General features: G+C 36.8%; 19 protein-coding genes. 7 read left to right on the top strand and 12 right to left on the bottom strand.

Annotated elements, in window-relative coordinates; genetic code table 11:
* Nucleotides 1-150 precede the first annotated feature (150 nt).
* On the top strand, nucleotides 151-1,005 hold the full coding sequence (locus tag HHL20_RS06980; RefSeq protein ID WP_169230439.1) for a nucleoside phosphorylase: 855 nt from the start codon (nucleotides 151-153) through the stop codon (nucleotides 1,003-1,005).
* 34 nt (nucleotides 1,006-1,039) lie between these two features.
* Here the strand turns inward: HHL20_RS06980 and HHL20_RS06975 are convergent, their stop codons facing one another.
* The gene (locus HHL20_RS06975) at nucleotides 1,040-1,867 is read right to left on the bottom strand and encodes a hypothetical protein (protein ID WP_169230438.1); all 828 of its coding nucleotides are present in this window, start codon (nucleotides 1,865-1,867) and stop codon (nucleotides 1,040-1,042) included.
* A gap of 325 nt (nucleotides 1,868-2,192) precedes the next feature.
* Here HHL20_RS06975 and HHL20_RS06970 point away from each other — a divergent pair, with 325 nt between their 5' ends.
* The 3 genes from HHL20_RS06970 (at nucleotide 2,193) to HHL20_RS06960 (ending at nucleotide 4,571) form a co-directional block, all read left to right on the top strand.
* On the top strand, nucleotides 2,193-2,492 hold the full coding sequence (locus HHL20_RS06970) for a hypothetical protein (protein ID WP_169230437.1): 300 nt from the start codon (nucleotides 2,193-2,195) through the stop codon (nucleotides 2,490-2,492).
* 116 nt (nucleotides 2,493-2,608) lie between these two features.
* Entirely contained in the window at nucleotides 2,609-3,418 is an 810-nt protein-coding gene (locus HHL20_RS06965) for an enoyl-ACP reductase FabI (protein WP_169230436.1), read from the top strand.
* A gap of 67 nt (nucleotides 3,419-3,485) precedes the next feature.
* Nucleotides 3,486-4,571, top strand: a complete 1,086-nt coding sequence (locus tag HHL20_RS06960) for a hypothetical protein (RefSeq protein WP_169230435.1) — start codon at nucleotides 3,486-3,488, stop codon at nucleotides 4,569-4,571.
* A 78-nt stretch (nucleotides 4,572-4,649) separates the two neighbouring features.
* Here HHL20_RS06960 and HHL20_RS06955 read toward each other — a convergent pair whose 3' ends face one another.
* From HHL20_RS06955 to HHL20_RS06925, 7 genes are all read right to left on the bottom strand, one after another.
* Nucleotides 4,650-6,089 carry a glycoside hydrolase family 30 protein gene (locus HHL20_RS06955; RefSeq protein WP_169230434.1) on the bottom strand — a complete coding sequence of 480 codons (1,440 nt, stop codon included), beginning with the start codon at nucleotides 6,087-6,089 and terminating at the stop codon, nucleotides 4,650-4,652.
* 66 nt (nucleotides 6,090-6,155) lie between these two features.
* Nucleotides 6,156-6,962 (bottom strand): glycoside hydrolase family 16 protein, encoded by an 807-nt coding sequence (locus tag HHL20_RS06950; RefSeq protein WP_169230433.1) that lies wholly within the window; start codon nucleotides 6,960-6,962, stop codon nucleotides 6,156-6,158.
* A 79-nt stretch (nucleotides 6,963-7,041) separates the two neighbouring features.
* Nucleotides 7,042-9,264, bottom strand: coding sequence for a beta-glucosidase BglX (gene bglX, locus HHL20_RS06945; RefSeq protein WP_169230432.1), 2,223 nt, complete (start codon nucleotides 9,262-9,264; stop codon nucleotides 7,042-7,044).
* A gap of 148 nt (nucleotides 9,265-9,412) precedes the next feature.
* A complete protein-coding gene (locus HHL20_RS06940) occupies nucleotides 9,413-10,876 on the bottom strand; it encodes a glycoside hydrolase family 30 protein (RefSeq protein WP_169230431.1) in 1,464 nt (487 codons plus the stop codon).
* A 17-nt stretch (nucleotides 10,877-10,893) separates the two neighbouring features.
* Nucleotides 10,894-11,748 (bottom strand): hypothetical protein, encoded by an 855-nt coding sequence (locus HHL20_RS06935; protein ID WP_169230430.1) that lies wholly within the window; start codon nucleotides 11,746-11,748, stop codon nucleotides 10,894-10,896.
* Nucleotides 11,749-11,764: 16 nt separating this feature from the next.
* Complete coding sequence (locus tag HHL20_RS06930; RefSeq protein ID WP_169230429.1) at nucleotides 11,765-13,312, bottom strand: RagB/SusD family nutrient uptake outer membrane protein; 1,548 nt, start codon at nucleotides 13,310-13,312, stop codon at nucleotides 11,765-11,767.
* Nucleotides 13,313-13,322: 10 nt separating this feature from the next.
* Nucleotides 13,323-16,232: a SusC/RagA family TonB-linked outer membrane protein gene (locus HHL20_RS06925; RefSeq protein ID WP_169230428.1), complete on the bottom strand. Its 2,910-nt coding sequence runs from the start codon at nucleotides 16,230-16,232 to the stop codon at nucleotides 13,323-13,325.
* A gap of 177 nt (nucleotides 16,233-16,409) precedes the next feature.
* Here HHL20_RS06925 and HHL20_RS06920 point away from each other — a divergent pair, with 177 nt between their 5' ends.
* The 3 genes from HHL20_RS06920 to HHL20_RS06910 all read left to right on the top strand — a co-directional run bounded on the left by HHL20_RS06920 (nucleotide 16,410) and on the right by HHL20_RS06910 (nucleotide 19,710).
* Nucleotides 16,410-17,597: an MFS transporter gene (locus HHL20_RS06920; RefSeq protein ID WP_228463120.1), complete on the top strand. Its 1,188-nt coding sequence runs from the start codon at nucleotides 16,410-16,412 to the stop codon at nucleotides 17,595-17,597.
* 23 nt (nucleotides 17,598-17,620) lie between these two features.
* Nucleotides 17,621-18,412: an NUDIX hydrolase gene (locus HHL20_RS06915; protein ID WP_169230427.1), complete on the top strand. Its 792-nt coding sequence runs from the start codon at nucleotides 17,621-17,623 to the stop codon at nucleotides 18,410-18,412.
* Nucleotides 18,413-18,531: 119 nt separating this feature from the next.
* On the top strand, nucleotides 18,532-19,710 hold the full coding sequence (locus HHL20_RS06910; protein ID WP_169230426.1) for an acyl-CoA dehydrogenase family protein: 1,179 nt from the start codon (nucleotides 18,532-18,534) through the stop codon (nucleotides 19,708-19,710).
* 99 nt (nucleotides 19,711-19,809) lie between these two features.
* On the opposite strand, the gene HHL20_RS06905 is transcribed toward HHL20_RS06910, so the two are convergent.
* The 4 genes from HHL20_RS06905 to rsmG form a co-directional block, all read right to left on the bottom strand.
* Complete coding sequence (locus HHL20_RS06905; protein WP_169230425.1) at nucleotides 19,810-22,503, bottom strand: PD-(D/E)XK nuclease family protein; 2,694 nt, start codon at nucleotides 22,501-22,503, stop codon at nucleotides 19,810-19,812.
* Nucleotides 22,500-23,036 (bottom strand): DUF922 domain-containing protein, encoded by a 537-nt coding sequence (locus tag HHL20_RS06900; protein ID WP_169230424.1) that lies wholly within the window; start codon nucleotides 23,034-23,036, stop codon nucleotides 22,500-22,502. The genes HHL20_RS06905 and HHL20_RS06900 overlap by 4 nt, the downstream gene beginning before the upstream one ends.
* 4 nt (nucleotides 23,037-23,040) lie before the next feature.
* Complete coding sequence (locus HHL20_RS06895; RefSeq protein ID WP_169230423.1) at nucleotides 23,041-23,439, bottom strand: hypothetical protein; 399 nt, start codon at nucleotides 23,437-23,439, stop codon at nucleotides 23,041-23,043.
* A 64-nt stretch (nucleotides 23,440-23,503) separates the two neighbouring features.
* Nucleotides 23,504-24,139, bottom strand: coding sequence for a 16S rRNA (guanine(527)-N(7))-methyltransferase RsmG (rsmG, locus tag HHL20_RS06890; RefSeq protein WP_169230422.1), 636 nt, complete (start codon nucleotides 24,137-24,139; stop codon nucleotides 23,504-23,506).
* Nucleotides 24,140-24,171: the final 32 nt, after the last annotated feature.

Raw genomic sequence — 24,171 nt, 5'->3', positions numbered from 1 at the left:
TTACATGATATATAATGGAATTTTTATTAATTTTAAACCCCGAAATCACATTCAGAACTAAAACAGTCGGTTTCTATACTGATATTTAACGATGAAGAGGATATTTGGGAAGATTGACACATAACTTTTAATTCAAATAAAAAACATAGTATGCTCAATAAACTTGCTGCTTCAGAACTTGTCCTGAACGAAGACGGAAGCGTTTACCACCTTAATCTTTTACCGGAAGATATTGCTGAAAAAATTATTCTCGTGGGTGATCCCGACCGCGTTGCAAAGGTTTCAAAATATTTTGATACGGTTGAAATCCGTAAAAATAAAAGAGAATTTTATACCCATACCGGAACGCTGCGCGGTGAAAGAATAACGGTACTATCTACAGGTATCGGAACGGAGAACATTGATATCGTGATGAACGAACTTGATGCTTTGGTTAATATTGATCTTAAACAGAAGGAATTCAAAACCGAACATACTTCTCTGAAGCTTTTCAGAATGGGAACCTGCGGAAGTGTAAATCCCGATGTTCAGGTGGATAATATGCTGGTGACCCAAAATGTAGTCGGACTGGACGGATTAATGCATTTCTACCAGGATTACCATTTTGAAAATGAATTTTCGAAAAGTTTTTATGAAAAATTCCCTTACGAGAAGATAAAGCCAATGCTTTACTTTTCCGAATGGTCGGAAGAACTGGGCGAATTGTATAAAGATGCCAAGTATCACGGAAATACGGCTACTTTTCCCGGCTTTTATGCACCACAGGGAAGACAGCTTCGTTTAAAGGCTCTGGATGATCAATTCCTGGAAACTTTGAATGATCTGGGCATCACCAATTTTGAAATGGAAACTTCTGCCATCTACGCGTTCTCAAAATTATTGGGCCATAAAGCCATTACCGTAAATAATGTTATTGCCAACAGGAGACGTGGTGAGTTTTCAGCGGATCATCATGCTTCTGAAAAAAACCTTATTGAATGGGTTTTGGAAAGAATTATCAAATAAATAAAAAGGATTGCAAATGCAATCCTTTAGCTTTTTAATACGGACAGTTTTTTTCGTATTCTCTTATAATACCGCCATAGAATTCCAGGTAAGCTTCAAGCATATAATCTCCCAGTAAATCCTGAGTAGCATTGTGGTCAAGCTTATTTTTTTTACCTTCATCAAAAGCTTTTTTCCTGATGTCCTTAAATTTTGTGTTAATTGTTTTTTTGAAATCTTTATCTTCGAGTTTGGCTTCAAATGTATCCATATATTTTTGAAATTCCGGACAGTCTCTTCCTGCATATCTAAAGGCTTCTACCATCTTTTCATATAACGAACCGGCAAAAAGCCCGAGTTTATCATAATCCACCGGCATAACCGCGAAGTCGTCTTTTGCATTTCTGATATACAGCTGAGAATAGGCATAATTACAAATCGCAGTACTGCACATTTTTAGATTTGAACCGTATATCTGTATTTTTCCATCGTACAATAACGGCTGAAAGGATCTCTTTTTCTTGTCACTTACATGACCGTCTTTGTCAACATATTTCATGTCGAGTCTTTCTATTGCATTTATAACATCATCATGTTCATCGTATATTTTTACCGATTTTACATCATTTGCACCCAGCTTTTCATCTTCGGAAGTCTTCGCTTTTTTATAAATAAAATTATAAATATCATTTTTATTGAAGAAGTCAGGGTAGGTTCCGTTAGGATAAGTAAATCCGACAAAAAAGCCACTTACTTTAGAGCCATCTGCCAACAGGAATTCAGCTTTCGGTAAATCTTTAACATTGTGTTTTCCATAATAGGATTGAGAAAATAATTTTACACAGGTCATGCAAAATAAAATAAGGAGAAATTTAGATTTCATAAATATAATGAGTTATCAAGTTTCAATAATTAGTTTAAGCAACAAACATAAACAAAATTTATCAAATTGATAATATTTAATATTAAGTTCAATAAAATAAACAATAATATCAAATGATTTAAATAAATTTTCTTTCGGCAGTAAATGAGACAACGACAGTCTACTATTTATAAGCCTACTTTAATTAAGATGGAATTTATCTGAGTTATACGTAAAGGAGTTCAGGCATTTAATGATGTGATATAATTATGAAAATTTTAACAGTGTACCACGATTTTAGGAATAGTTATTGTTTATTCTTTAGCATCACTAAAATATTTTTATTATGAACAATTCAGAATACAACAAAGCCGAAAACGCAGTAGACAATACTGAAAATTCTTTAAAAAATGCAGCCGACAATACAAAATGGAAAGTAGAGGAACTGGCAGACAGAGCAAAAGATTATATCAACGAAAAAAGAGCAAATGATGAGGAGGCAAGACACGAAGACTGGCTGGACAGAGCAAAAAACAGTGTTTCCGATACCTGGGATAATGTAAAGGATAAGGCCAATGAAGCCTGGGAGAAAACCAAAGATGCTGCAGAAGATGTGAAAGCAGAATGGAACAAAAAAACAAATTAATTTCAGTCATATAAATATTTTCAAGAAAAACGGAGTCTTTTTACAGGAGGCTCCGTTTTTTATTATGTAATAAACACAAATATTGCTACATTTGTAAACTAATAAACATTAAAAATATGTCATACGGTTTACTTAAAGGCAAAAAGGGGATTATTTTCGGAGCCCTTAATGAACAATCGATCGCTTGGAAAGTTGCAGAAAGGTGTCATGAAGAAGGTGCTGAATTTATCCTGTCTAATGCTCCTATCGCCATGAGAATGGGAGAACTTAATGCTCTGGCTGAAAAAACAGGATCTGAGGTAATAGGTGCAGATGCGACTTCCATTGAAGATTTGGAGAAACTTTTTGATGCCGCTGTTGCAAAATTTGGTAAAATTGATTTTATCCTTCACTCCATCGGCATGTCCGTAAATGTGAGAAAAGGAAAACATTATACGGAAATGAATTATGACTGGTTGGAAAAAGGCTGGGATGTATCCGCAGTTTCCTTCCATAAAGTGATGCGTGTAGCATGGGAAAAAGACTGTATGAACGAATGGGGAAGCATTCTTGCGCTTTCTTATATTGCGGCTCAGCGTACCTTCCCGGATTATAACGATATGTCCGACAATAAAGCATATCTGGAAAGTATCGCCAGAACATTCGGAAACTATTGGGGTGAAAGAAAAGTGCGTGTAAACACCGTTTCTCAGTCACCTACTCCAACTACGGCAGGAAGCGGTGTGAAAGGCTTCGGAGGGTTCCTGGGATATGCTGAAGATATGTCTCCGCTGGGTAATGCTACGGCTCTTGACTGTGCGAACTATTGTGTTACGCTATTCTCTGATCTTACGAAAAAGGTAACCATGCAGAATCTTTTCCATGACGGTGGATTCAGCAGTTCGGGAGTAACCCAGAAAGTTATCAATAAATATGATACTGAATAATAATAAAATTATTTTAAATATATCGACCAAAGTGTAATTGCTTTGGTTTTTTTTATTGCCAATTAAAATGAAAAATATAGCACAGATTCTTATAGGATCAATACTTTTCGTATGCTGTACCAAAGAGCAGAAGGTAATGTCAGAACCTGTCATTCAAAAAAAAATTGTTGATGTTAAAGCTTTAAAACATTTTCAGGTAGGGCTTGAAGAAAAGTTTGAAGCGCTGCCTTTACTGGATTTTACAGAAATCGCCAAAAATGAATATGAAAATCTGAGAAGTACTGCACATCCCATTACCAATTCACCATTACAATCCAAAAACGGTAACTATATAGTAGAATTAAACGACAAAATTCTTCAACTAAAAAAATTAACCAGTACAATAAAAGAAGGAGAAACCCAGTATGATTATTTAGGATTTTATCCGTCTTTAGACATGTACGCATTTTCTGCAAACAGTATAGGCGATAATTTAGGTTTTAGTGAATTTAATTTGATTAATGCAACGAATTCTTCTGTTTACAGCATTGTGTCTCCAGGCGATGATAAAGTAGAAAATCCCGTTATTTCTCCTGATACAAAATATTTAGCATACGCATATAATTATATGTATGATAAAAATAAAAGTTTTTTAGGTATTCTAAAAATCAATAATAATCAAACATTCACAGAATATCGGAGCTTTTCTTCCGATAATTTTAATATTAAAGAGGTAGTCTGGTTCGGTGATGATTATATCGGAATAAAAGTTACCGATGATGATTCAAAAACGTTCAAATATTATAAAGCAAATCTGTTATTGAGTAACACTAATAAGAGTTCCAACCTTTCAGGTATTGATGGTAATTATAGTATCCATGTTGAAACAGAAGCTACCTCTACAGGAATGGCTTCCATCAGTTATTCATTTAAAATTAAGGGAAATGAGGCAATATTGGAAACAAATACCTATCATGAGCCTGTAAGATGTAACGGAAAATATCTTGTAAGAGAAAACGACAATATATTTGAATTATATTACAACGATACAGAAAACAGCTGTAAGTCTGATTCGGGAGTATTTTTTATCAAAAAAGAAGGCGATAAATATTTCATAAAAGGAATTGGAAGCGAAGCCACTGTACAGGAATGGCTGGAATTAAATAAAGACTAATATTTTATTCTGAAAAACAGTTTCGGCGGCACCAAAGGTGCCGCCGAAACTTTAAAAATAATGTTAATATGAAGAGTTTTACAAAATTACGGTTTGTATAGAATGTGCCGGAGCAGATAGTTTTGCGGCCATTCCTTCGATCCAGAGATTGGTATCAATATCCGTATCGGAGTCGTTCATGATTACCGTTACCAACTGTCCGTTTTCATTCATAAATGTTGTGGAAGTAAGGGCTACCCTGTTTGATGAGGTACCTATTCGCTGCGCATTTGGTTTTATAAACTTTGAAACATGACCGATATAATAATATTCGTAGGTATAATGAACTTCACCGGTTTTGGTATCGGCAATGATGGGTGCAAAACAAAAATTACCGACATGGTTCGGCCCACCTGTTTCATCCAAAAGAACATTCCAGTCTGTCCATAAAGCGGTTCCTTTGTTGAAGTCGTTCAGCATATTTCTTCCATAGAGTTCACCCAGCTTTACATCATTGATTTTAGACATGTCAAACTGTTCCTTACAGCCTTCCGTAAAGGCAAGAAACTTATCCGGGAAGGCCCTTTGTGTTTCTGTAAGATTATCAAAAAGCTGCGTTTTGTTGTTCCAGGTTTCATACCAGTGGTATCCGATTCCTGAAGCGTATTTTGAAGTTTCGGGATCGCTTAGGGTTGTAGTTGCTCTTTGGTAGATCAGGTCACGGTTATGATCCCAGATCATTACTTTTTTATCTTTATAGCCGTTTTTCCAGAGTGTCGGTCCCAGATTATTTTTAAGGAATTCGCCTTCTTCTTCAGCAGTATAAATGCAGGATTCCCAGGTCTGTGTAGCCATCGGCTCATTTTGAACCGTTAAACCCCACACATTAATTCCTCTCTTTTCGTATTCTTTAATAAATCTGATATAATAATCTGCCCAAGTCTGGTAAAAAGCATTTTCCAGCCTTCCTCCTTTCAGCATGCTCTTGTTGGATTTCATCCATGCCGGCGGACTCCATGGTGAAAAGTAAAAAGTAAAATCCTTACCGATCATTTTCTGAGCTTCCTTAATCATCGGAATTTTAAATTTCTCATCATGTGCCACGGTAAACGTTTTCAACGTATTGTCGTTATCCTGCACATACGTGTAAGAATCGCTTGAAAAATCACATGAATTCATATTGGTGCGGACAACGGTGTAACCCAGTCCGTTCTTCCCATAATATGCTTCCAGAATTTCTTTCTGTTTGTTCTTTGGAAGTTTGTAGAGTGTTTCGGCAGAAGCATCCGTAATGGCTCCTCCGATTCCTATTAGCTTCTGATATCTGAAATCCGGATCCACGAAAATACATGCATCTGTTTCTTTAGGCTGAGGCATTTTTTCAAACTTTACGGTTCCCTTATCCACCATTTTTTCATTGGTTTTAGAGTTGGTAAAAACAACTTTTGCTGATTTCCCCGCATTCTTTTTCCAGTAATTTTGTGCTTTTGCATTAAAAGCAACTCCTATCACAAAACAACTTACAATTAGCTTTTTCATTTATTTCTTCTTCTTTTTTCTATTTTTAAACTTTACAGTTCTGAAAAATCCTTTTCACTGAAAAATTTATTTATCCTGATATACCCTTACGTAATCGATTTCAAATTTTTGAGGGAAAACGGTATCGTCAATACCTTTTAATCCACCCCAAAATCCTCCTACCGCAACATTCAGAATCAGGAAGTAAGGCTGGTCAAAAGGCCATGCGCCGTAGGTTTTTTCTTTGTTTTCGTAGGTGAAAAACTTTTTATCATCTACGTACACTTCAATTTTTTCCGGAGTCCAGTTTGCTTTATAGACATGAAATTTTTCGCTGACATCTTTTACAAAGATCGTATCGGTTTTCTGAGTATTGATCTTATGATTGTAATTTTTGGTGTGTGCCGATGCATGGATAAATCCCTGATTATAGCCTACATGCTCCATAATATCCAGCTCACCGTCGTCCGGCCAGGTTTTCATTTTTTCGCTCATCATCCAGATCGCTGGCCATGTGCCGCGGCCTTTCGGAAGTTTGGCTCTTACTTCAACGGTTCCGTATTCAAATGAGAACTTTCCTTTTGTAAGAAGTCTTGCAGAAGTATATTTGCTTTCTTCCCAATTTTCTTTTTTAGCTTCAATGATGAGATTTCCTTTTTCTACCCTTGCATTTTCCAGTCGGTTTTTGGTATAAAACTGAGATTCCTCGTTTCCGAAACCATGTCCGCCAACATCATAATTCCACTTGGTGGAATCCGGCAGACCTTTATAATTAAACTCATCCGACCAGACCAGCTTTTTACCGGGATATTTGTTAGCCGTGCAATTTACCATAGTAAAAGCGAGCGTTCCCCCGATAATGAAATTAAATATATATTGAAACGTAATTTTCATAGTATGATTTTGTTAAAACATTCAGTTTTATACCGCCAAAAGCGGGTTTTATCCCGCTCTTAGTAAGTAAACTATAGTATTATTTTAACCAATTAATTCTTTTCGTCTGAACATCCTGTGAATTTGTTCCTACCATGATGTCAAATTCGCCGCCTTCCCAGTCAAAATTTAATTCATCATCATAGAATTTAAGATCTTCCGGAGTCAAAGTAAAACTGACGGTTTTGGTCTCTCCTTTTTTAATAAAAACTTTCTGGAACCCTTTCAGTTCTTTCACCGGCCGTACCACTTTTCCAAATAAATCTCTGATGTAAAGCTGTACAACCTCTTCCCCATCATAATTTCCGCTGTTGGTAATGTTGATACCAATTTTTAAAGTCTGATTTCCTTTAAGGTTTAAAGAACTCAGATTCATATCAGCATATTTAAACTGAGTATAACTCAAACCATAACCAAATGGAAATTTCGGATCATTATCCAGATCAATGTATGCCGAAACATAATTTCTGTCGGTATTGTTCTTGGCCGGCCTTCCGGTATTGTAATGATTATAATAGACAGGAATCTGTCCTTCTGTTCTTGGGAAAGTCATCGGAAGTTTTCCTCCGGGATTTACCGTTCCGAAAAGCACGTCTGCAATAGAATTGCCCGCTTCCGTTCCCAGCCACCAGGTGTACATGATTGCCGGAATATTGTCTGCTGCCCAGTCGAATACCAAAGGTCTTCCTGCATTGATCATCAAAACAATCGGTTTTCCCGTTTTTGCAACTTCTTTTAAAAGTTCCTCCTGCACGCCTGAAAAATGAATATTGCTTCGGCTTTTTGCTTCACCACTCATCGCATGGCCTTCACCTAATGTCATAATCACAACATCTGCTTTCTTTGCCGTTTCCACTGCTTCTGCAAACATCGATCCGTCCTGATCATCTACATTGGCTCCTTTTGCATATAATAAGGTTGAATTTTTATCCAGCTGATTTTTAATCCCATCAAACTGTGTTACAATTCTTTGGCTGTCGTCCTTAAACGCAACCGACCAGAATCCGTGATTGGCGGAAGTTTCTTTTCCGAAAGGCCCGATTAACGCTATGGTTTTTGTTGATCTTGACAATGGAAGAATATTTTTCTCATTCTTCAGTAAAACAATACTTTTCGAACCAAATTCTCTTCCGAATTTTCTGTTTTCCTGATTATTCGTCTGCTCCTTTTGTCTTTTTTCGTTGCTGAAACGATAAGGATCATCAAATAATCCCATCTCGAATTTTTTAACCAAAATCCTTCTCGCAGCATCATCAATAAACTTCGGATCTACCTTACCTTCCTGAACTAATTTTGGAAGTTCCGCCATGTAAGCACGGCTTTCCATATCCATATCGCTTCCTGCAAGAATGGCTTTTTCCGCAGCTTCTTTATTGTCTTTGGCATAACCATGAGGAACCATCTCGCCGATGCTTCCCCAATCTGAAACGACAAAGCCTTTGAAGTTCCATTTTCCTTTCAGCAAATCTCTCAGAATATATTTGTTAGCCGTAGCCGGAATTCCGTTAATATCATTAAAAGAGTTCATAAATGTTGCAACGCCGGCTTCTGCTGCAGCCTTGAAAGGTGGTAAATACGTTTCATTGAGCTGTCTTAAACTCATATCTACCGAATTGTAATCTCTTCCGCCCACTGCCGCTCCGTACGCCGCAAAATGTTTTGCACAGGCCATGATCGCATCCAGATTTCCAAGTCCTTTTCCCTGAAAACCACGGATTCTTGCAAGTCCGATCTGTGTTCCCAGGTAAGTATCTTCACCGGAGCCTTCCATTACCCTTCCCCATCTGGGATCTCTGGCAACGTCTACCATCGGTGCGAACGTCCAGTGGATTCCGTAAGCGGAAGCTTCTGTAGCTGCAATTCTTTCCGATTTTTCAATTAATCCCAAATCCCAGCTTGCTGCCTGACCAAGATTTACCGGAAACGTTGTTCTATATCCGTGGATCACATCCTGTCCGAATAATAAAGGAATTCTTAATCTTGACTGTAAAGCCAATTCCTGAAATTTCCTGGTTTCTCCGGCTCCCGCCACATTAAGCATGGAACCTACTTTCCCTTGTTTTATTTCGTTTAAAACATTTGCAGAATTGGAATTCTGAGGACCTGTTGCGTATTCAAAACCACTGTATTGAACCAACTGTCCTACTTTTTCTTCCAGCGTCATTTTTGACAACAGTTCAGAAACTTTCTGATCAATGGTCTTTTGTCCGAATGCATTCATTCCAAATGCTGTAATTGCCAATAAGAAATAAACTCTTTTCATTAATAATTTATTTTTGATTATCTATTGTTGCTCTTCTTGTTTAAACTAAGAATTTTTTTAATTAATTTTTTAAAGTTCGTAAAAGCATTCAACTTAACAAAGAATACGTTTTTTTATCCTTCACCAATTTCAGATAATCATATTAAACTTAAAAAATATACGTTGCCGTTGAGCCTCCCGAAATGGTAACGGGAGCCGTTTTCTGATTATATTTAATATTAAATGCCTTGTCCGTTGAATTGCCATTCTGAACGATGAGAACAGTTTTTCCTGCCGGAGTTTTGAAAGCTACTGTTGAAAGGTTATCCGCTTGTGTTGATTCAATTCTCTGAGAGTTTACCGGAACGAATTTTGAGGCATGCGCAATAATATAATACGCAACATTTTTATCATACGCTGCAGATCCGGTAATCGTAACCGCACCTTTACATTGGGTACAACCACCCGGTGTATGAGGACCAAATGACGCATCATTGGCTACATTCCATTCTAAGGCTGTTTTACTCCAGTTTCTCATAGAACCGATAATAATATTTTTCGTGTGCCAATCCAGATCTCCGCCAAAATTCCCTGTAGAACTTGTCCACTGCTCGGTAAAATAAACATTTTTATTAGGGAATAAATTATGAACGGTCCCAAGAGCAGAAATATCTCCTGCATAGAGGTGGAATGCGGATCCGTCAACATAAGGATTTGCGGCAGTATCATTCAATATTGCCAAAGGATACGCCGGATTATCACAGTTGTGATCGTACGCGATGATCTTTGTTGTAATATTTGCCGCCTGAAAAGCCGGTCCCAAATTATTTTTAATGAATGTTGCCTGATTTCCGGCTGTCATATACATGCTCGGGTTATTCCCGGGATGCAACGGTTCGTTCTGAGGAGTTATAGCATCAATCCTGATTCCCTGAGCCTGCATTGCCTGAATGTATTTTACGAAATATTGTGCATAAACGCCGTAAAATTCAGGTTTTAGGCTTCCTCCTATGCTGCTTCCGTTGTCTTTCATCCAAACCGGCGGCGACCACGGGGTAGCCAATATTTTAATATTCGGATTAATTATCAGAATATCTTTTAACATTTGAATTAATGCCTGATCTTTAGTAAGGCTAAATTGTGCCAATGTAGGATCTGTCTGTCCTGCAGGCATATCATCGTAGGAGAAAACTTCACTGTTAAGGTCGGAAGCTCCGATGCTGATTCTTAAATAGCTTACCCCGATCCCGGAACTGCTGAATAAATCGTTTAGAAGCTCCTGCTTTTTAGCAGCATTCAACTGATTGATCACCTGCACGCTTCCCCCTGTTAAAGTATACCCAAAACCGTCAACCGCCTGAAATACCTGTGAAGCATCAACTGCTATGGTAGTTCCCGAGTTTTGATTTCCTGAAAAGTAGGTGGTACTCTGCTGTTGTAATTTTACTGACTGGTCTCCTTTTGTAAGCCAAACCTGTACAGGGTCACCCGAGGTTCCGCCTCCATTGTTTCCGGAATTGTCATTGTTGTTTGCCAGATCAGACGAGGTACTGCTGCAGTTAAAAAAAGAAAGAAGCGCTACACCGCTAAGTGCAGCACTTCTAAAGAAACTATATGAATATTGTGAGTTCATATCAAATTTTAGTAAGTTTATTGTGTTCTCCTGAATTCTACTTTGTCAACGCTTAAACTATTAACAGTTGCACCTCCGCATTTAATCACAAGATACACAGTTCCCGTTGTGGTAGCAGTATAGATACCTCCATTTTTAGAATTGTTGCAACCTACTGATGAAACTTTTCCTTTGAACTGACCTGTCCCACAGCCATCCCAAGTATTAATGTTCCTGTATACAGTTCCTCCGACATCCTGCCCAGTTGCCGGAATGCTATTTAAAACATATACTTCAAACCAAGTATCGACCAATGCCGTGTCTGATGAAGCTACCATATCAATGGAATATTTTTGTCCCGCAACAACATTTACTGCCTGATAAATTGCTTGTTGACTTCCTCCGGATGCAACAATAGTAGCTTTACCGTTTGCAAAAACCCATTGAGCTCCAGATGCACTGATTTTATGGATATTCCATTTTGCAATTTCCTCCGGAGTATCAAACCTTCCTCCCTGAATCATATTTCCTGAAATGGGATCTGATGTTGGTACCACAACCGTTTCACTGGCAGTTCCTCCAACTACTCCGCCTATTCCTACAGCCTGATGTTGAATAATATACGTTCCGGCATCAGGAAGGAAAATATTTTCTTCACTTTTTCCGTTATTATAACCATCATCATCTATATTCCATCTGGAATTTATATAATTGTTGTAATTTCTTTTTAATGAATAATGATTTTCTGAGGTTTTGGATACTTTAAAGGAAGCGTCTAGAGCTCCTTGAGTAATACCATTTCCATCACTATCAACTGCATCCGGGATACAGCTTGTTAAGAACAAAACTGAAGAAGCCAGTAAAAGGCTTTTATTGATATATTTAGTTATCATATTTTGATTTTTTTTATTAATAACCAGGGTTTTGTTTTAGAGCAGTATTGGTGAGCTCATTGAAAGGAATAGGAAGAATTTCATTTTTGCCTGCCGTGAATCCTCTTGAACCTAGTACTGCCGGAGAATCTCCCCATCTCACCAAATCAAACCATCTGTGGCCTTCGCCTGCAAGTTCTCTTCTTCTTTCGTTTTTAATCGCCTGCATTGAAACAGGAACTGAAGAGAGCCCTACTCTTGCTCTTACAGCATCTAATAAGGCCTGTGCCCTTGCGCCTGATCCTCCTAGTGCCTCAGCCTCCATTAAGTAAGTATCCGCAAGTCTTATAGCTATATAATTTTGACGGAAATTTAACTCTACAACTCCTGGTAATGTTGTCTCATCCTGTGTTCTTGGTAAATATTTATTTAGAAAATATCCTGTATCCTTAAATCCTGGAGAATAGGTTATTTTATTTTGCTGAACTAAAGCTTTAGCATTAAAAATTGTGGCATCCAAACGTGGATCTCCCTGCATAAATGCAAATAAATTGTCAGTTGCAGGATTAAAGCCCCATCCTTTATGGATGCTTGGTGCAGTATTTACAACTGGGGAAGTATCAACTTTTCCGTAAGAGATAATTCCTACCATTTGATTTACAGAGTTCCCTTCATCTTTTCCGGAACCCCAGAATCCCCAATCTGCATTACTTCCATTTGTATGCATCACTTCCAGAATGGATTCTGAAGTAAATTTATTATCAACAGCCCAAAGGTCTGCAAAATTTGCCACCAATTTGTAACCATATTGGCTTGTACCTCCCGGAGTTCCGTTTACCTGCGAAAATTCCGCAGCAGCCTGCGTATATTTTTTATCATAAAGGTAAATTTTTCCTAAAATTGCACGGGCAGAGCCTTGTGTAATTCTTCCTAACTCAGCTTTATTGGATGATGGTATCGTCATCGGAAGATCGTTGATAGCCGAAATAATATCTCCTTCTATCTGGTTATATACATCTTCCGGTTTTGCCTGGGGGATATTGTAATAATCGTCTGTAACCAAAATAGGTTTTAATACCAATGGGATATTTTTAAACATCCTTAGCAATTCAAAATAATATAACGATCTTAAAACTTTTGCTTCGGCAATAAATCTTTTTCTTGTCTGATCATTCATATTAGCATTTGGAATTCTGTCTAACAATAAGTTTGCTTTTGCAATTCCCTGATAATAATCTTTCCAGTAGCTTGCCGGCATAATAACCGGATTTATAGAATAATTAGAAAATCCCTGAATACCTGCACCGTCTGAAGAGTTTCCTCCTCCTGAATAGAAATCGTCTGAAGCCCCATTAAAAAATGTTACCATGTTTTCGAATCCTCCGGAATATTTTCTTAGCATATCATAGGTAGCTACAAGCCCGGAATACGATTGTTCTTCGTTCTGAAAGTAGTTGCTTGAGTCAAAAGTTCCAGTATTCTGAACATCTTCTAGATTACTGTTATTACAAGAAATTGCTCCTAAGCCAATCCCCGCAAGCATTAATACAGAAACACTTTTATATATAAATCTTTTATTTTTCATTTTTCTTTAATTAAAATTGAACATTAGCGCCAAAAAGAAATGTTCTGGCCTGTGGATAATAAGCTCTGTCAATACCAAATGTATCTCCTCCTGCAATTTCAGGATCGTAACCTGTATACTTTGTAAATGTCACTAAGTTTTCTGCTGTTATATAAAATCTTATTTTAGAAGCTCCAATAGTTTTTGCAGCATCTTTAGAAAGTGTATACCCTATCTGAACTAATTTTAGACGGAGATAATCTCCTTTTTGAAGATAATAGTCGGACATTCTTGTATAATTTTGGTTAGGATCATCCTTAGTCAGCCTTGCAATTGTATTGGATGTACCTTCCCCCGTCCAACGATCAAGAATCGCTGTCTGATAATTCGCTTCAGGAATGTCAAGTCTTCTTAAACCCTGGAAAATTTTGTTTCCTGCCTGCCCCTGTGCAAATACCATAAGATCAAAGTTTTTGTAATTCATATTTAAAGTGAATCCAAAAGTATATTTTGGTACAGAATTACCGAGATTTACGTAATCATTCTCATCTATTTTACCATCTCCATTGGCATCTAATCTCTTAAAATCTCCAGGTCTTGCATTAGCCTGAATTAATCCTCCATTAGAGTTTCTATAAGCATCAATTTCAGCCTGATTCTGGAATATTCCTAAATTCTGATATCCATAGAAAGAACCGTAAGACTGCCCCACCTGTAATCTTGAAACAGTTCCCAGAGTTTGGAATGAAGCAAAATTAACATATTCTTTTCCTCCTTCGAGCCTTGTAATTTCATTCTTTAGATAGGAGAAATTACCATTTGCAGAAATTCCGAAATCTCCCCAGTTTTTCTTATATCCCAAAGTAACTTCGATACCATCGTTGTTCATATCTCCAATATTTCTCCACGGATTATTTATTAATCCAAGATAACCAGGCACTTCAACCTGTCTTAAGATATCTGTACTCTTTTTTCGGTAAACATCAACACTTAAATCGAAGTTTCTAAAAAGCTTAAGATCTGCAGCAATATTAAATTGAGAAGTTCTTTCCCATTTTAAATCCGGATTTTCTAAAGTACTTGGCGCATAACCAACATGGATAATATTATCACCAAAGGTGTAATTACTTCCCGCAACCAGGAAGTTTGCAAATTGGAAATCAGAAATAGCATCATTTCCTAAAACACCATATCCACCTCTTAGTTTCAGGCTGTTTACCACGTTATTTTGCGGCCAGAAGCTTTCATTGGACACATTCCATCCTAAAGACATTGCAGGAAATGTACCCCAATGATTATTTCTTCCGAATTTTGATGATCCGTCTCTACGAACGGTTCCTGTGAAAAGATATCTGTTATCATAATCATAAACTACCCTTGCAAAATAAGAAGCCTTATGTGTTTGCTTTCCGTCCCAGGCATTAGATGTTTTATCTGTTGGTGCAATATCAAAATTGAAAGATGCTTCCTGCCAATCGTTGGTTGGAAGATTTTTGTATGTTGTATTTTGACCGTAAGAAATGTTATACTCATAATATCCTTGTCCCAATAATACATTTAAGTTGTGTAAACCAAATCTGTTTTGGTATGTAAGGGTATTTTCGGTATTCCATTCAAACTTTTTTTGGATTTCCCGGAACAAACTGTTTGTGGAATTTGAATTGGCGGAACTTAAATAAGATTTAGGAGTAAATGCCTGATTTCCCCAGTAAGCCAATTTACCATTTATACTTGATTTAAAATTGAAATTCTTATTTATTTTAAGATCTCCGAATACATTAGCAACAATATCATCAGACCATCTGTATCTTCCTCTTTGAGTTTCCTGAAATGCTAAAGGATTTGTCATCTCTTTACTTACGTAATGGGAAATTCCATATGGATTCCCATTTGCATCTCTTATAATATTGGCATTATTTGTATAATCACTAGGGAATGGCTGGCTTGCAACGTTCGTAACAACAACAGGGGTTGTAGGATCAAGATTAATGGCTGAACTTAAAGGCCCTCCAAATTCATTATTATCATTAATTCCCTGCGCTTTGACATGAGTATATGCAAAAGTTTGACCTATTGTTAAGAAGTTAAATACTTTATGTGTTGAATTGAATCTTCCGTTGATTCTTTTGTAATTTGAAATGTCTCTTAGTACGATACCTTCCTGATCATAGTATCCGAATGAGGTATAAAAGGTTGACTTATCATTCCCACCGTTAAGACTGAACTCATGCGATTGACGCTGTGCAGTATTAAAAATTTGTTTTTGCCAGTCACTTCCTACACCTAAAGATCCAGGATTAGAAAACATTGGCGCGCGTCCATCATTGGCATTCGCCTCATTCATAATGGTAGCGTATTGAGTTGCATTTAATAGATCCAGCTTTCTGGCAGCACTTCCAACTCCAAAAAAACCATTGTAGGAAATATTCATTCTTCCTTTAGCCCCTTTCTTTGTAGTAATTAATACCACCCCCTTTGCTGCAGAAACACCATATATTGCAGCTGAAGCACCATCTTTCAGAATTTCCATTCCCTCAATGTCAGATTGGTTTAACCAACCTATATTATCTACTACAATACCATCAACAACCCACAAAGGATCATTACTTCCCGCTCCAAAACTGGTAATTCCACGAACACGTATAGTAGGGGCACTTCCAGGTTGTCCGGAATTTGAAATTACAGAGACACCTGCTGCCCTACCTTGCAGGACCTGTTCCGGTCTACCCGCGGCAGGAGCATTATCAATGTCACTTGCTTTAATACTTGAAATAGCACCGGTAACATTACTCTTCTTTTGAGTACCGTAACCAATCATTACCACCTCCTCGATTTTTTGTTCTTTTGGGAGGGTGTCATTCTGTGTGTTCTGGGCATTGAAGTTGGCAGTGAAATAGAGCACTGCAACCATTCCCAAACTTCTAGATATTCTTACATTCATATACAGTTAGTTTTTTAATTCTCAAATTGAGACAATAAAAATATATTTTTTTTCTTTTATTTAACATTTTATTAATAATTATTTTAATTTTTCGTTTATTTTTGGGGGTTTAAAGGCATAATTTTTATCTTTAAAACCGCTAATTTCTCTTAAAATCTAATGATAAGCTTCCCCAAAATGACAACCAAACTTTCAAAAATATCCATTCCGCTGAGACTTACTTTTCTTATTTTTTCAATGGTGCTGAATTGTATGGGGATCGTTATCCTTCAGCTTTCAGAGGCAAAAGTCACATATGAAAAACTGGGTTTTCTGGAATCATTCAAGGATCTTCCGATTGCTTTTATTTCACTTTTTGCAGTGAATTTTATCAGCAGATTCGGAACAAAAAAATCATTGGTTCTGGCTTTAACAATTGTTGGGATTTGTTCACTTATTTTACCTTTTGTAGAAGTATTCTGGTTCTACAGGTTATGGTTTGCCATTATCGGGACCTGCTTTGCGATAGGCAAAATATGTGTCTTTGGGATTATCCGGAACAATATATCTGACGAAAAGGGTCTCGCAAAGACTATGAACAGTGTAGAAGCATCTTTTATGATAGGAATTTTTGTAGTAAATACCGGATTCGGATGGCTGATCTCCAGCCAATATTCACAGTTCTGGAAATTCGGGTTTATATCAGTCTCCGTATTGTGTGCCGTTACCATATTTTTATTTCTAAAACTTCCTGTCTCAGAACCGAAAAAAACTGAGAAGGAGAATATCATAAAAGATCTTTCAACGCTATTTAATCCCTTATTAATCCTTTTTTTAGCAGTTATTTTTTCTATTGTATTTCTTGAACAGAGCTTTAATTCCTGGCTTCCTTCTTTTTACAAAAAACATTTGAAAGTTAACTCATTTTTTGCTCTTCAGGCATCTTCGTTTCTGGCATTGTTTTCGTACGTTGGCAGAACAATTACAGCGAATATCATCCACCGATTTTCATTATCAAAATATTATATTCTGTGTGTCTCGCTGATTGTAATGGTGCTGATCATCATCATCGGAATACAGTTTTTTGACACGGAAGATTCCAGGGCTCTGCTGTTTTTATTTCCTGTAATCGGATTATTCCTTTCGCCGCTCTACCCTGTCATCAATTCAAAAATGATCGCCCGGATAGATACGGCAAAAGCAAACCTTTTCACCTCGCTTATTGTTATTTTTTCGTCATTAGGAAGTTCCGTAAGTTCCATCATCATGGCTGTTTTATTTGGAAATGAGATGCTTACTTACTATCCGTTGTATATATTATCTGCTGTAATTGTGATATTTACAATTAGTTTTATTTATTTTAGATTTGCAGATGAAAAAATTTAGAAAATAATTTTATTTTTACTGCCATGAAAATTAATACCGAAAAAAATAAGGAGACACTCCAGGAACTTATTGATACAAAAGATTTTGTAGCACACGTATCTGTTGACTGCACCATATTCGGTTTTCATAATAACATCCTGAAAGTGTTACTTTTAAAATATCACGATCTGGATTTGTGGTCACTTCCGGGAGGTTTCGTATTCAATGATGAAGATCTTCGCGAAGCTGCAGAAAGGGTTTTATTCGAACGAACCCATCTCAAGGACATTTTCCTGAAACAATTTCATACATTTGGAAGAATCGACAGAACGGAGAATAATGTCCACCAGATCCTCCTGCAAAACAAGGGTATCGAAGTGCCGAAGGACCACTGGATCTTCCAGAGATTTATCACCGTAGGCTATTGCAGTCTCATTGATTTTTCCATTGCCAATACTTTCCCTGATGCTTTCAATGAAACCTGTGAATGGTTTGAAGTCAGCAAGTTACCCAAAATGGCTTTTGATCATGACAGAATTATTGAAACCGGACTGGAATATCTTAGAATGAATATCAATACGGAAGTGGCAGCAAGTAATCTTCTTCCTGAAAAATTTACCATGAAAGATCTTCAATGTCTTTATGAGACAATTTTAGGTCAGAAATTCAGAAGAAATAATTTTCAGCGCAAAATATTAAGCTTAAATATTTTAGACAGACTTGAAAAACTGTATGATGGATCTGCCAATAAAGCGCCGTATTTGTACAAGTTTAAAAACAGAATTTACAATCCCACCAATCAATACCCTATTTCCAACGAAGAAGAGGAAAACTGATTTATTGTTTTTGATTAATAATTTTAGCATAAACAATTAAAAATCAGTTGATAAAAAGACATTCAAAAAAATTTCTCTGAAATAGTTAAAAGTCTTATTTTTAGGAAAATTAAAATATAATGTCATATTATTCCCTTACAAGCATTCCCGATTATTACGGGATTGATTCCTTACTTACCGAAGAACACAAACTTATCCGCCAGTCTGTAAGAGATTGGGTAGAAAGTTTTGTCATGCCACAGATTGATCATGCTGCTCAAAACCACACCGATATCCCGAATTTAATGAAAGAATTGGGACAGATCGGAGCTTTAGGACCTTATATTCCTGTTGAATATGGCGGTTCCGGGCTGGATCAGATTTCTTACGGCCTGATTATGCAGGAGCTTGAAAGAGGTGATTCTGCCGTGCGTTCTGCAGCTTCCGTACAAAGTTCTCTGGTGATGTTTCCTATCAATGAATTCGGTTCTGAAGAACAGAAGAGAAAATATTTACCCAAACTCGCAGCTGGAGAAATGATCGGTTCCTTCGGTCTTACCGAACCTAACCACGGCTCTGATCCAAGTTCTATGGAAACCAACTTCAAAGATATGGGTGACCACTATCTTTTGAACGGTGCCAAAATGTGGATCACCAATTCGCCGCTTTGCGATATTGCCGTAGTTTGGGCTAAAAATGAAGAAGGCAAAGTACAGGGATTGATTGTTGAAAGAGGAATGGAAGGCTTTACAACACCGGAGACCCATAATAAGTGGAGCTTAAGAGCTTCAAAAACCGGAGAGCTGGTTTTCAATAATGTAAAAGTTCCTAAAGAAAATCTGCTTCCGGGAGTTACCGGTTTAAAAGGACCTTTATCATGTTTAAATTCTGCCAGATATGGTATTTCATGGGGTGTCATCGGAGCCGCAATCGACTGCTACTGTACTGCAGTTCAATACTCTAAAGAAAGAAAGCAGTTTGGAAAACCAATTGGTTCTTATCAATTACAGCAAAAAAAATTAGCCGAATTTTTAACGGAAATCACTAAAGCGCAATTACTTTGCATACAGTTGGGTAATCTTAAAAATGAACATAAGGCTACACCGGCACAAATTTCAATGGCTAAAAGAAACAACGTGAAAATGGCAATTGATATTGCCAGAGAGTCTCGTCAGATTCTGGGCGGAATGGGAATTATGGGAGAATTCCCGATGATGAGACACGCTGCAAACCTGGAGTCTGTAATAACTTATGAGGGAACACACGACGTTCACCTTCTCATTACAGGACTTGATATCACTGGGATAAACGCATTTTAATTAATACTGGTGGTGGCTTTGGGAGCCTCAGCCACCAATCATAATATTATAAGTGTAAACAAGAAAAGGTGGCTGAGGATCTCGAAGCCACCTTTTTTATTAATTTGAATACGTCTTAATTTCTTCAATAAAATTAATATCAGGATTAAGGATTTCCTCAATCAGGCTTTTGACGGATTTCATGGCATCTTCAATATTCCCTTTCTCAAACTGAAGAGACACCACTCCTTTTTTAGCTTCCGCAAAACTCCAGATTCCTGTTTCTACAGGCATTCCCCAAAACTCAGGAAGATTTTCAACCACATACTGGTAAATACAAAGCTGCAAAGCCTGCTTCCGGTCACTGTTATGGAAATATTCATCAATTTTATCTTCATCAATTTTTACGACGAGATTTTTGATTTTAGCTGTTTTATAATCTATAATTCTAAGCGTTCCATTGAGCCTGTCGATTCGGTCTATAAAACCAAAAAATGAGATTTTATCGGCTTCATTTAAATAAAAATCAACCCCTTCAAAACGTTTTTCAATGTCAATAATTTCTAAGGTATTTCCGTTTTTTACCAGTTCAAGATCGTACGTCAGAATCGTTTCGATAACTTTTTTAGCGATAGCGCGATGAATGAAATTCATTCCTTTTTCATAAAATTCCGGCTGGTGTTTCAGCTTATCAATGGCGATTTCTATATAATGATCTATAGCTTTAATTGAATTCTTTAAGTCGTTTTCTTTTAATATTTTACCTTTTAAAGCTTCATATACTTCTTGAAGTGAATAATGAACAAGGTTTCCATAATTTTTTACAGAAAGCTCTTCTTCAATTTCATCTGTTTCCGAAGTGTTCAGAATTTTTGAAAGATAAAAATCAATAGGATTGTAAAGGTAACTGGTAAGGTGGGATGCCGAGACTTTAGATTTCCATTTTTCCAGTCTTTCCAATACGATATCGGTCTTTCTGATCTCGATAGGCTGGGTAATAATCGGTTCGGAAGAATTCTCAATAATCAGATGTTCGATGTCATGAGAGCTTTCCATTTCAATCTGTGTAATGAACCTGCTCTTTTCCCCGGTATTCACTCCTGAACTTAACGCATTAAATAACAGATGAACATTCTTTGAATCCTGAATGAGGCGGTAAAAATGATAGGCATAGATACTGTCGTTTTCCAGGAAAGTATGAAGATCAAAAAATTTTCTTACATCAAACGGAATGTAGGTATTCTGCGAATTCCCCAAAGGAAGCTTACCCTCGTTCACGGAAAGTAAAATAACATTTTCAAAGTTGAGAAGACGCGTTTCCAAAAGTCCCATGATCTGAAGCCCTCGTAAAGGCTCACCCTGAAAATCAATACTTTCTGAATTAATATGCTGGTTGATCAAAATTTCCAGCGTTTCCATTTTTATTTCAAACTGATATGGTAAAAGCTGGTTTTTAATAATTCTGAAGGCATTTTCGAAATGAGACACGTTTTCGTATTGAATATCATCAATATCAAGCCATTTGATTTCCCTGCAGAATGCGATTAACGAATCCAGGTAATTGCTTGCGGAATCTGCTTTCTGAAGCAGATTAAAGTAAGAAAGATCATTTAAAAGCTCATTCAAAAGCTTTTTAGAAATATAGACGATATTTCTTTCTTCGATTTTAGCTTTAAAATTATTAATAACCAATTCATCTTCAGCAGATTTCGGCAATTCCTCAAGAATAGGAAAAATATCCCGGTAATAGTAAGAAGATTTATTTTTTTCAAGTTGCTTCTGAAGATAAAAGAGCTGTTTGACCGCATTTGAAAAAGAAAGGTTTTTCAACGGAAAACCCATCGTAATATTCAGGTTCTGAATCCCGTACATCACATCAAGGCTCGCAGGCAGAAGATTTTCATCCAGCAAGACTACAGCTGTATTCGAATACGTTTTATTTTCAATTTCTTTGAAGATTTCCGGTAAAATTTTGGTTTGGGTAATATTTCCGGAAACTTCGTAAACCTTTATATTTTTTGGCTGGTTAAAATCGTCTTCAATCCATTTAAAAACACGGCTGTCATTGAATTCTTTCCACGTTTTATGATCCCTGAGAAACTTGCCGGCTTCCTGCCTTTCATCATCGAAATAGTACCGGTCTGCCTGAAAGAAACATTGTCCTTTGTTCCATTGCAAAAGGCTTCTGACCAGTTTTTCCTCTACCGGAGTAAATGCATTAAAGCCGCAAAATACAAATTCTTCTTTTGTATTTTTTGAGTATTCGTCGATGTGCTTTTTTGCCATCTCATGAATCATTCCTGAGGTTGCCCAGTTTTTTTCCTGTAATTTTTTCTTTAGCACCGGAAGAAAAACATTCATATTTCTCCAGAAATTCAGGAATTTTTTTCTTGGAACATCTTCATCATCACCAAGATTTTGCGCCCAGTCTTTGATTCTTTCTTCATCAAACATGTAGTGCAGCACCGCCTGGTCGCTATCCGAAAATTTCATCATGTCGTCCCAGTCTTTCTGCAAAGTAGGAAACCATTTCAGAAATTCTGAAAAATCGTCATTGGGAATAAGATTAAGGCTTTTATAGACATCAAAAGCAAAAAGCCAGAGTGAAATTCCCTGGATTTCCTGTGTATCTGCAATTCGGTGAATCAGTTCCTCAATGGTGAAAAAGTTGGGAAGAAAACCTGAATAATTTCTTTCTTTTAAAATCTGCCTTATAAAAACAATCGGCCGTTTTCCGGGCAGGATTACATTAAACCCGGAGAGATCCGTGTTTTGCCCAAGAAGTTCATCAATAATTTTATTCAGGAATTTCAAGACGATTTATAGCTTTTGTAATTTTCTAATCCTTCAGCAATAATACGATTATATTCCGATTGTTTATCTTCCAGAATTCCGTTTTTTGTTTCCCCGTCATATTGCCTCTGGAAATCCTGATATTCTTTGAGAATCCTGTTGTAAATGGCTTTAAACTTCCTGTCGAAATCTGAAGACGTCTTTATATTTTCCGCAATTTCTTTGCGTAGCTTTCGGGAATACAATTCAGCCACATCAAAGTGCTTTTGCTCATGAAGGAGCACATAATCGTTGATCCTTTTGACATCTTTCCAGGATTTATCTTCATTGAAAACGGTACTTACCTCTATTTTTACGGGAGCTTTGGGATTGGAAGATTTTACATAAGAATAAATCCATCCGCAATTGGTGTATGCTACTACATTCTCTCCTCTCTGGTTATTTACTTTACTTTTGAAGTTGCTCCAGTTTAATTTTACATTTTCGCTCCAATATATTTTCTGTCCGAATACGACATTAGCGAAAAGAAAACATGCTAAAAATATCCATTTCATTTATTTACTCAACTACAATTGTTTTGGTGATCCAGGTATTGCCGCCGCTCCAGAATTTAAAAGTATAAGTACCCGTTTTGCGGGGACTGAAGTTGATCTGGTTGGCAGAAGTGTACGTGGCTTGGGTACAAGGTCCGCTGGTTATATATTTATAAGCGGTAACCGTTCTGGTGAGATTATCGTTATGAACATAATCGTAGCCGTAAAATCCTTCACAATGAGACGGATAGGTAGAATACGTTTTGATGCTCTGAATGCTGAAAACGTCCATTGTATCATTTACAATTTTTACGCTGTCTATTTTAATTTTATCGATAGATTCAATCGTCTGATAGTCTTCATTATCATCACATGAAGTGATGGACAATCCTACAATCAGTACAGAAAACAGAAGCTTTTTCATAACAACAAAATTTTGATTATCAGTATATTTTTAGCAAAAATTATTCCTAAAATTATGTTAAAATTTAAGAGTTAAAATTGCCTTTTGACACGTAAACCACTTTTTTCGTGTCAAAAAATTCTTCATCAAAATAGTTTTTAAGATTGAAAATTTCACATTTGAGTCCGGCAAGCTCTTCCGCGAGATCACCGCCTTTTAAATATAAAATCCCGTTATGTCTGGTATTAAACTGCTCTTTTTCAAATTTACCTTTCAGCCATTTCAGAAACTCCGGCATCTGGGTCACCGCCCGGCTTACTACAAAATGAAATTTTTCCTTCAGCTTTTCTGCCCTTCCGTGGATGGCATTTACATTCTGTAACCCCACTCCTTCTGCAACGGCATTTACAACAGTTATTTTCTTTCCTATAGAATCAATTAACGTAAACTCTGTTTCGGGAAACAAAATAGCCAGAGGAATTCCCGGAAAGCCGCCGCCTGTTCCGATATCAAGAACCTTAGTTCCGGGAGCAAACTCCATTACTTTCGCAATTCCCAGAGAATGCAGAATGTGTTTCTCGTAGAGAGATTCCATATCTTTCCTGGAGATTACATTAATTTTTTCGTTCCATTCATGATAAAGATCTTCCAGTTTGGCAAACTGTTCAATTTGTTTTTCTGTAAGATCAGGAAAGTATTTTAGTAGTAACGTTATAGACATGTAAAATATTATAAAAAGCAAAAATAAGTTTT

Origin of the sequence: Chryseobacterium cheonjiense (genome assembly GCF_012927265.1) — a bacterium.
Taxonomy (GTDB): Bacteria; Bacteroidota; Bacteroidia; order Flavobacteriales; family Weeksellaceae; genus Chryseobacterium; species Chryseobacterium cheonjiense.
Note: the sequence above shows the minus strand (reverse complement) of the source record. Positions and strands in the feature narration are given on the sequence as shown.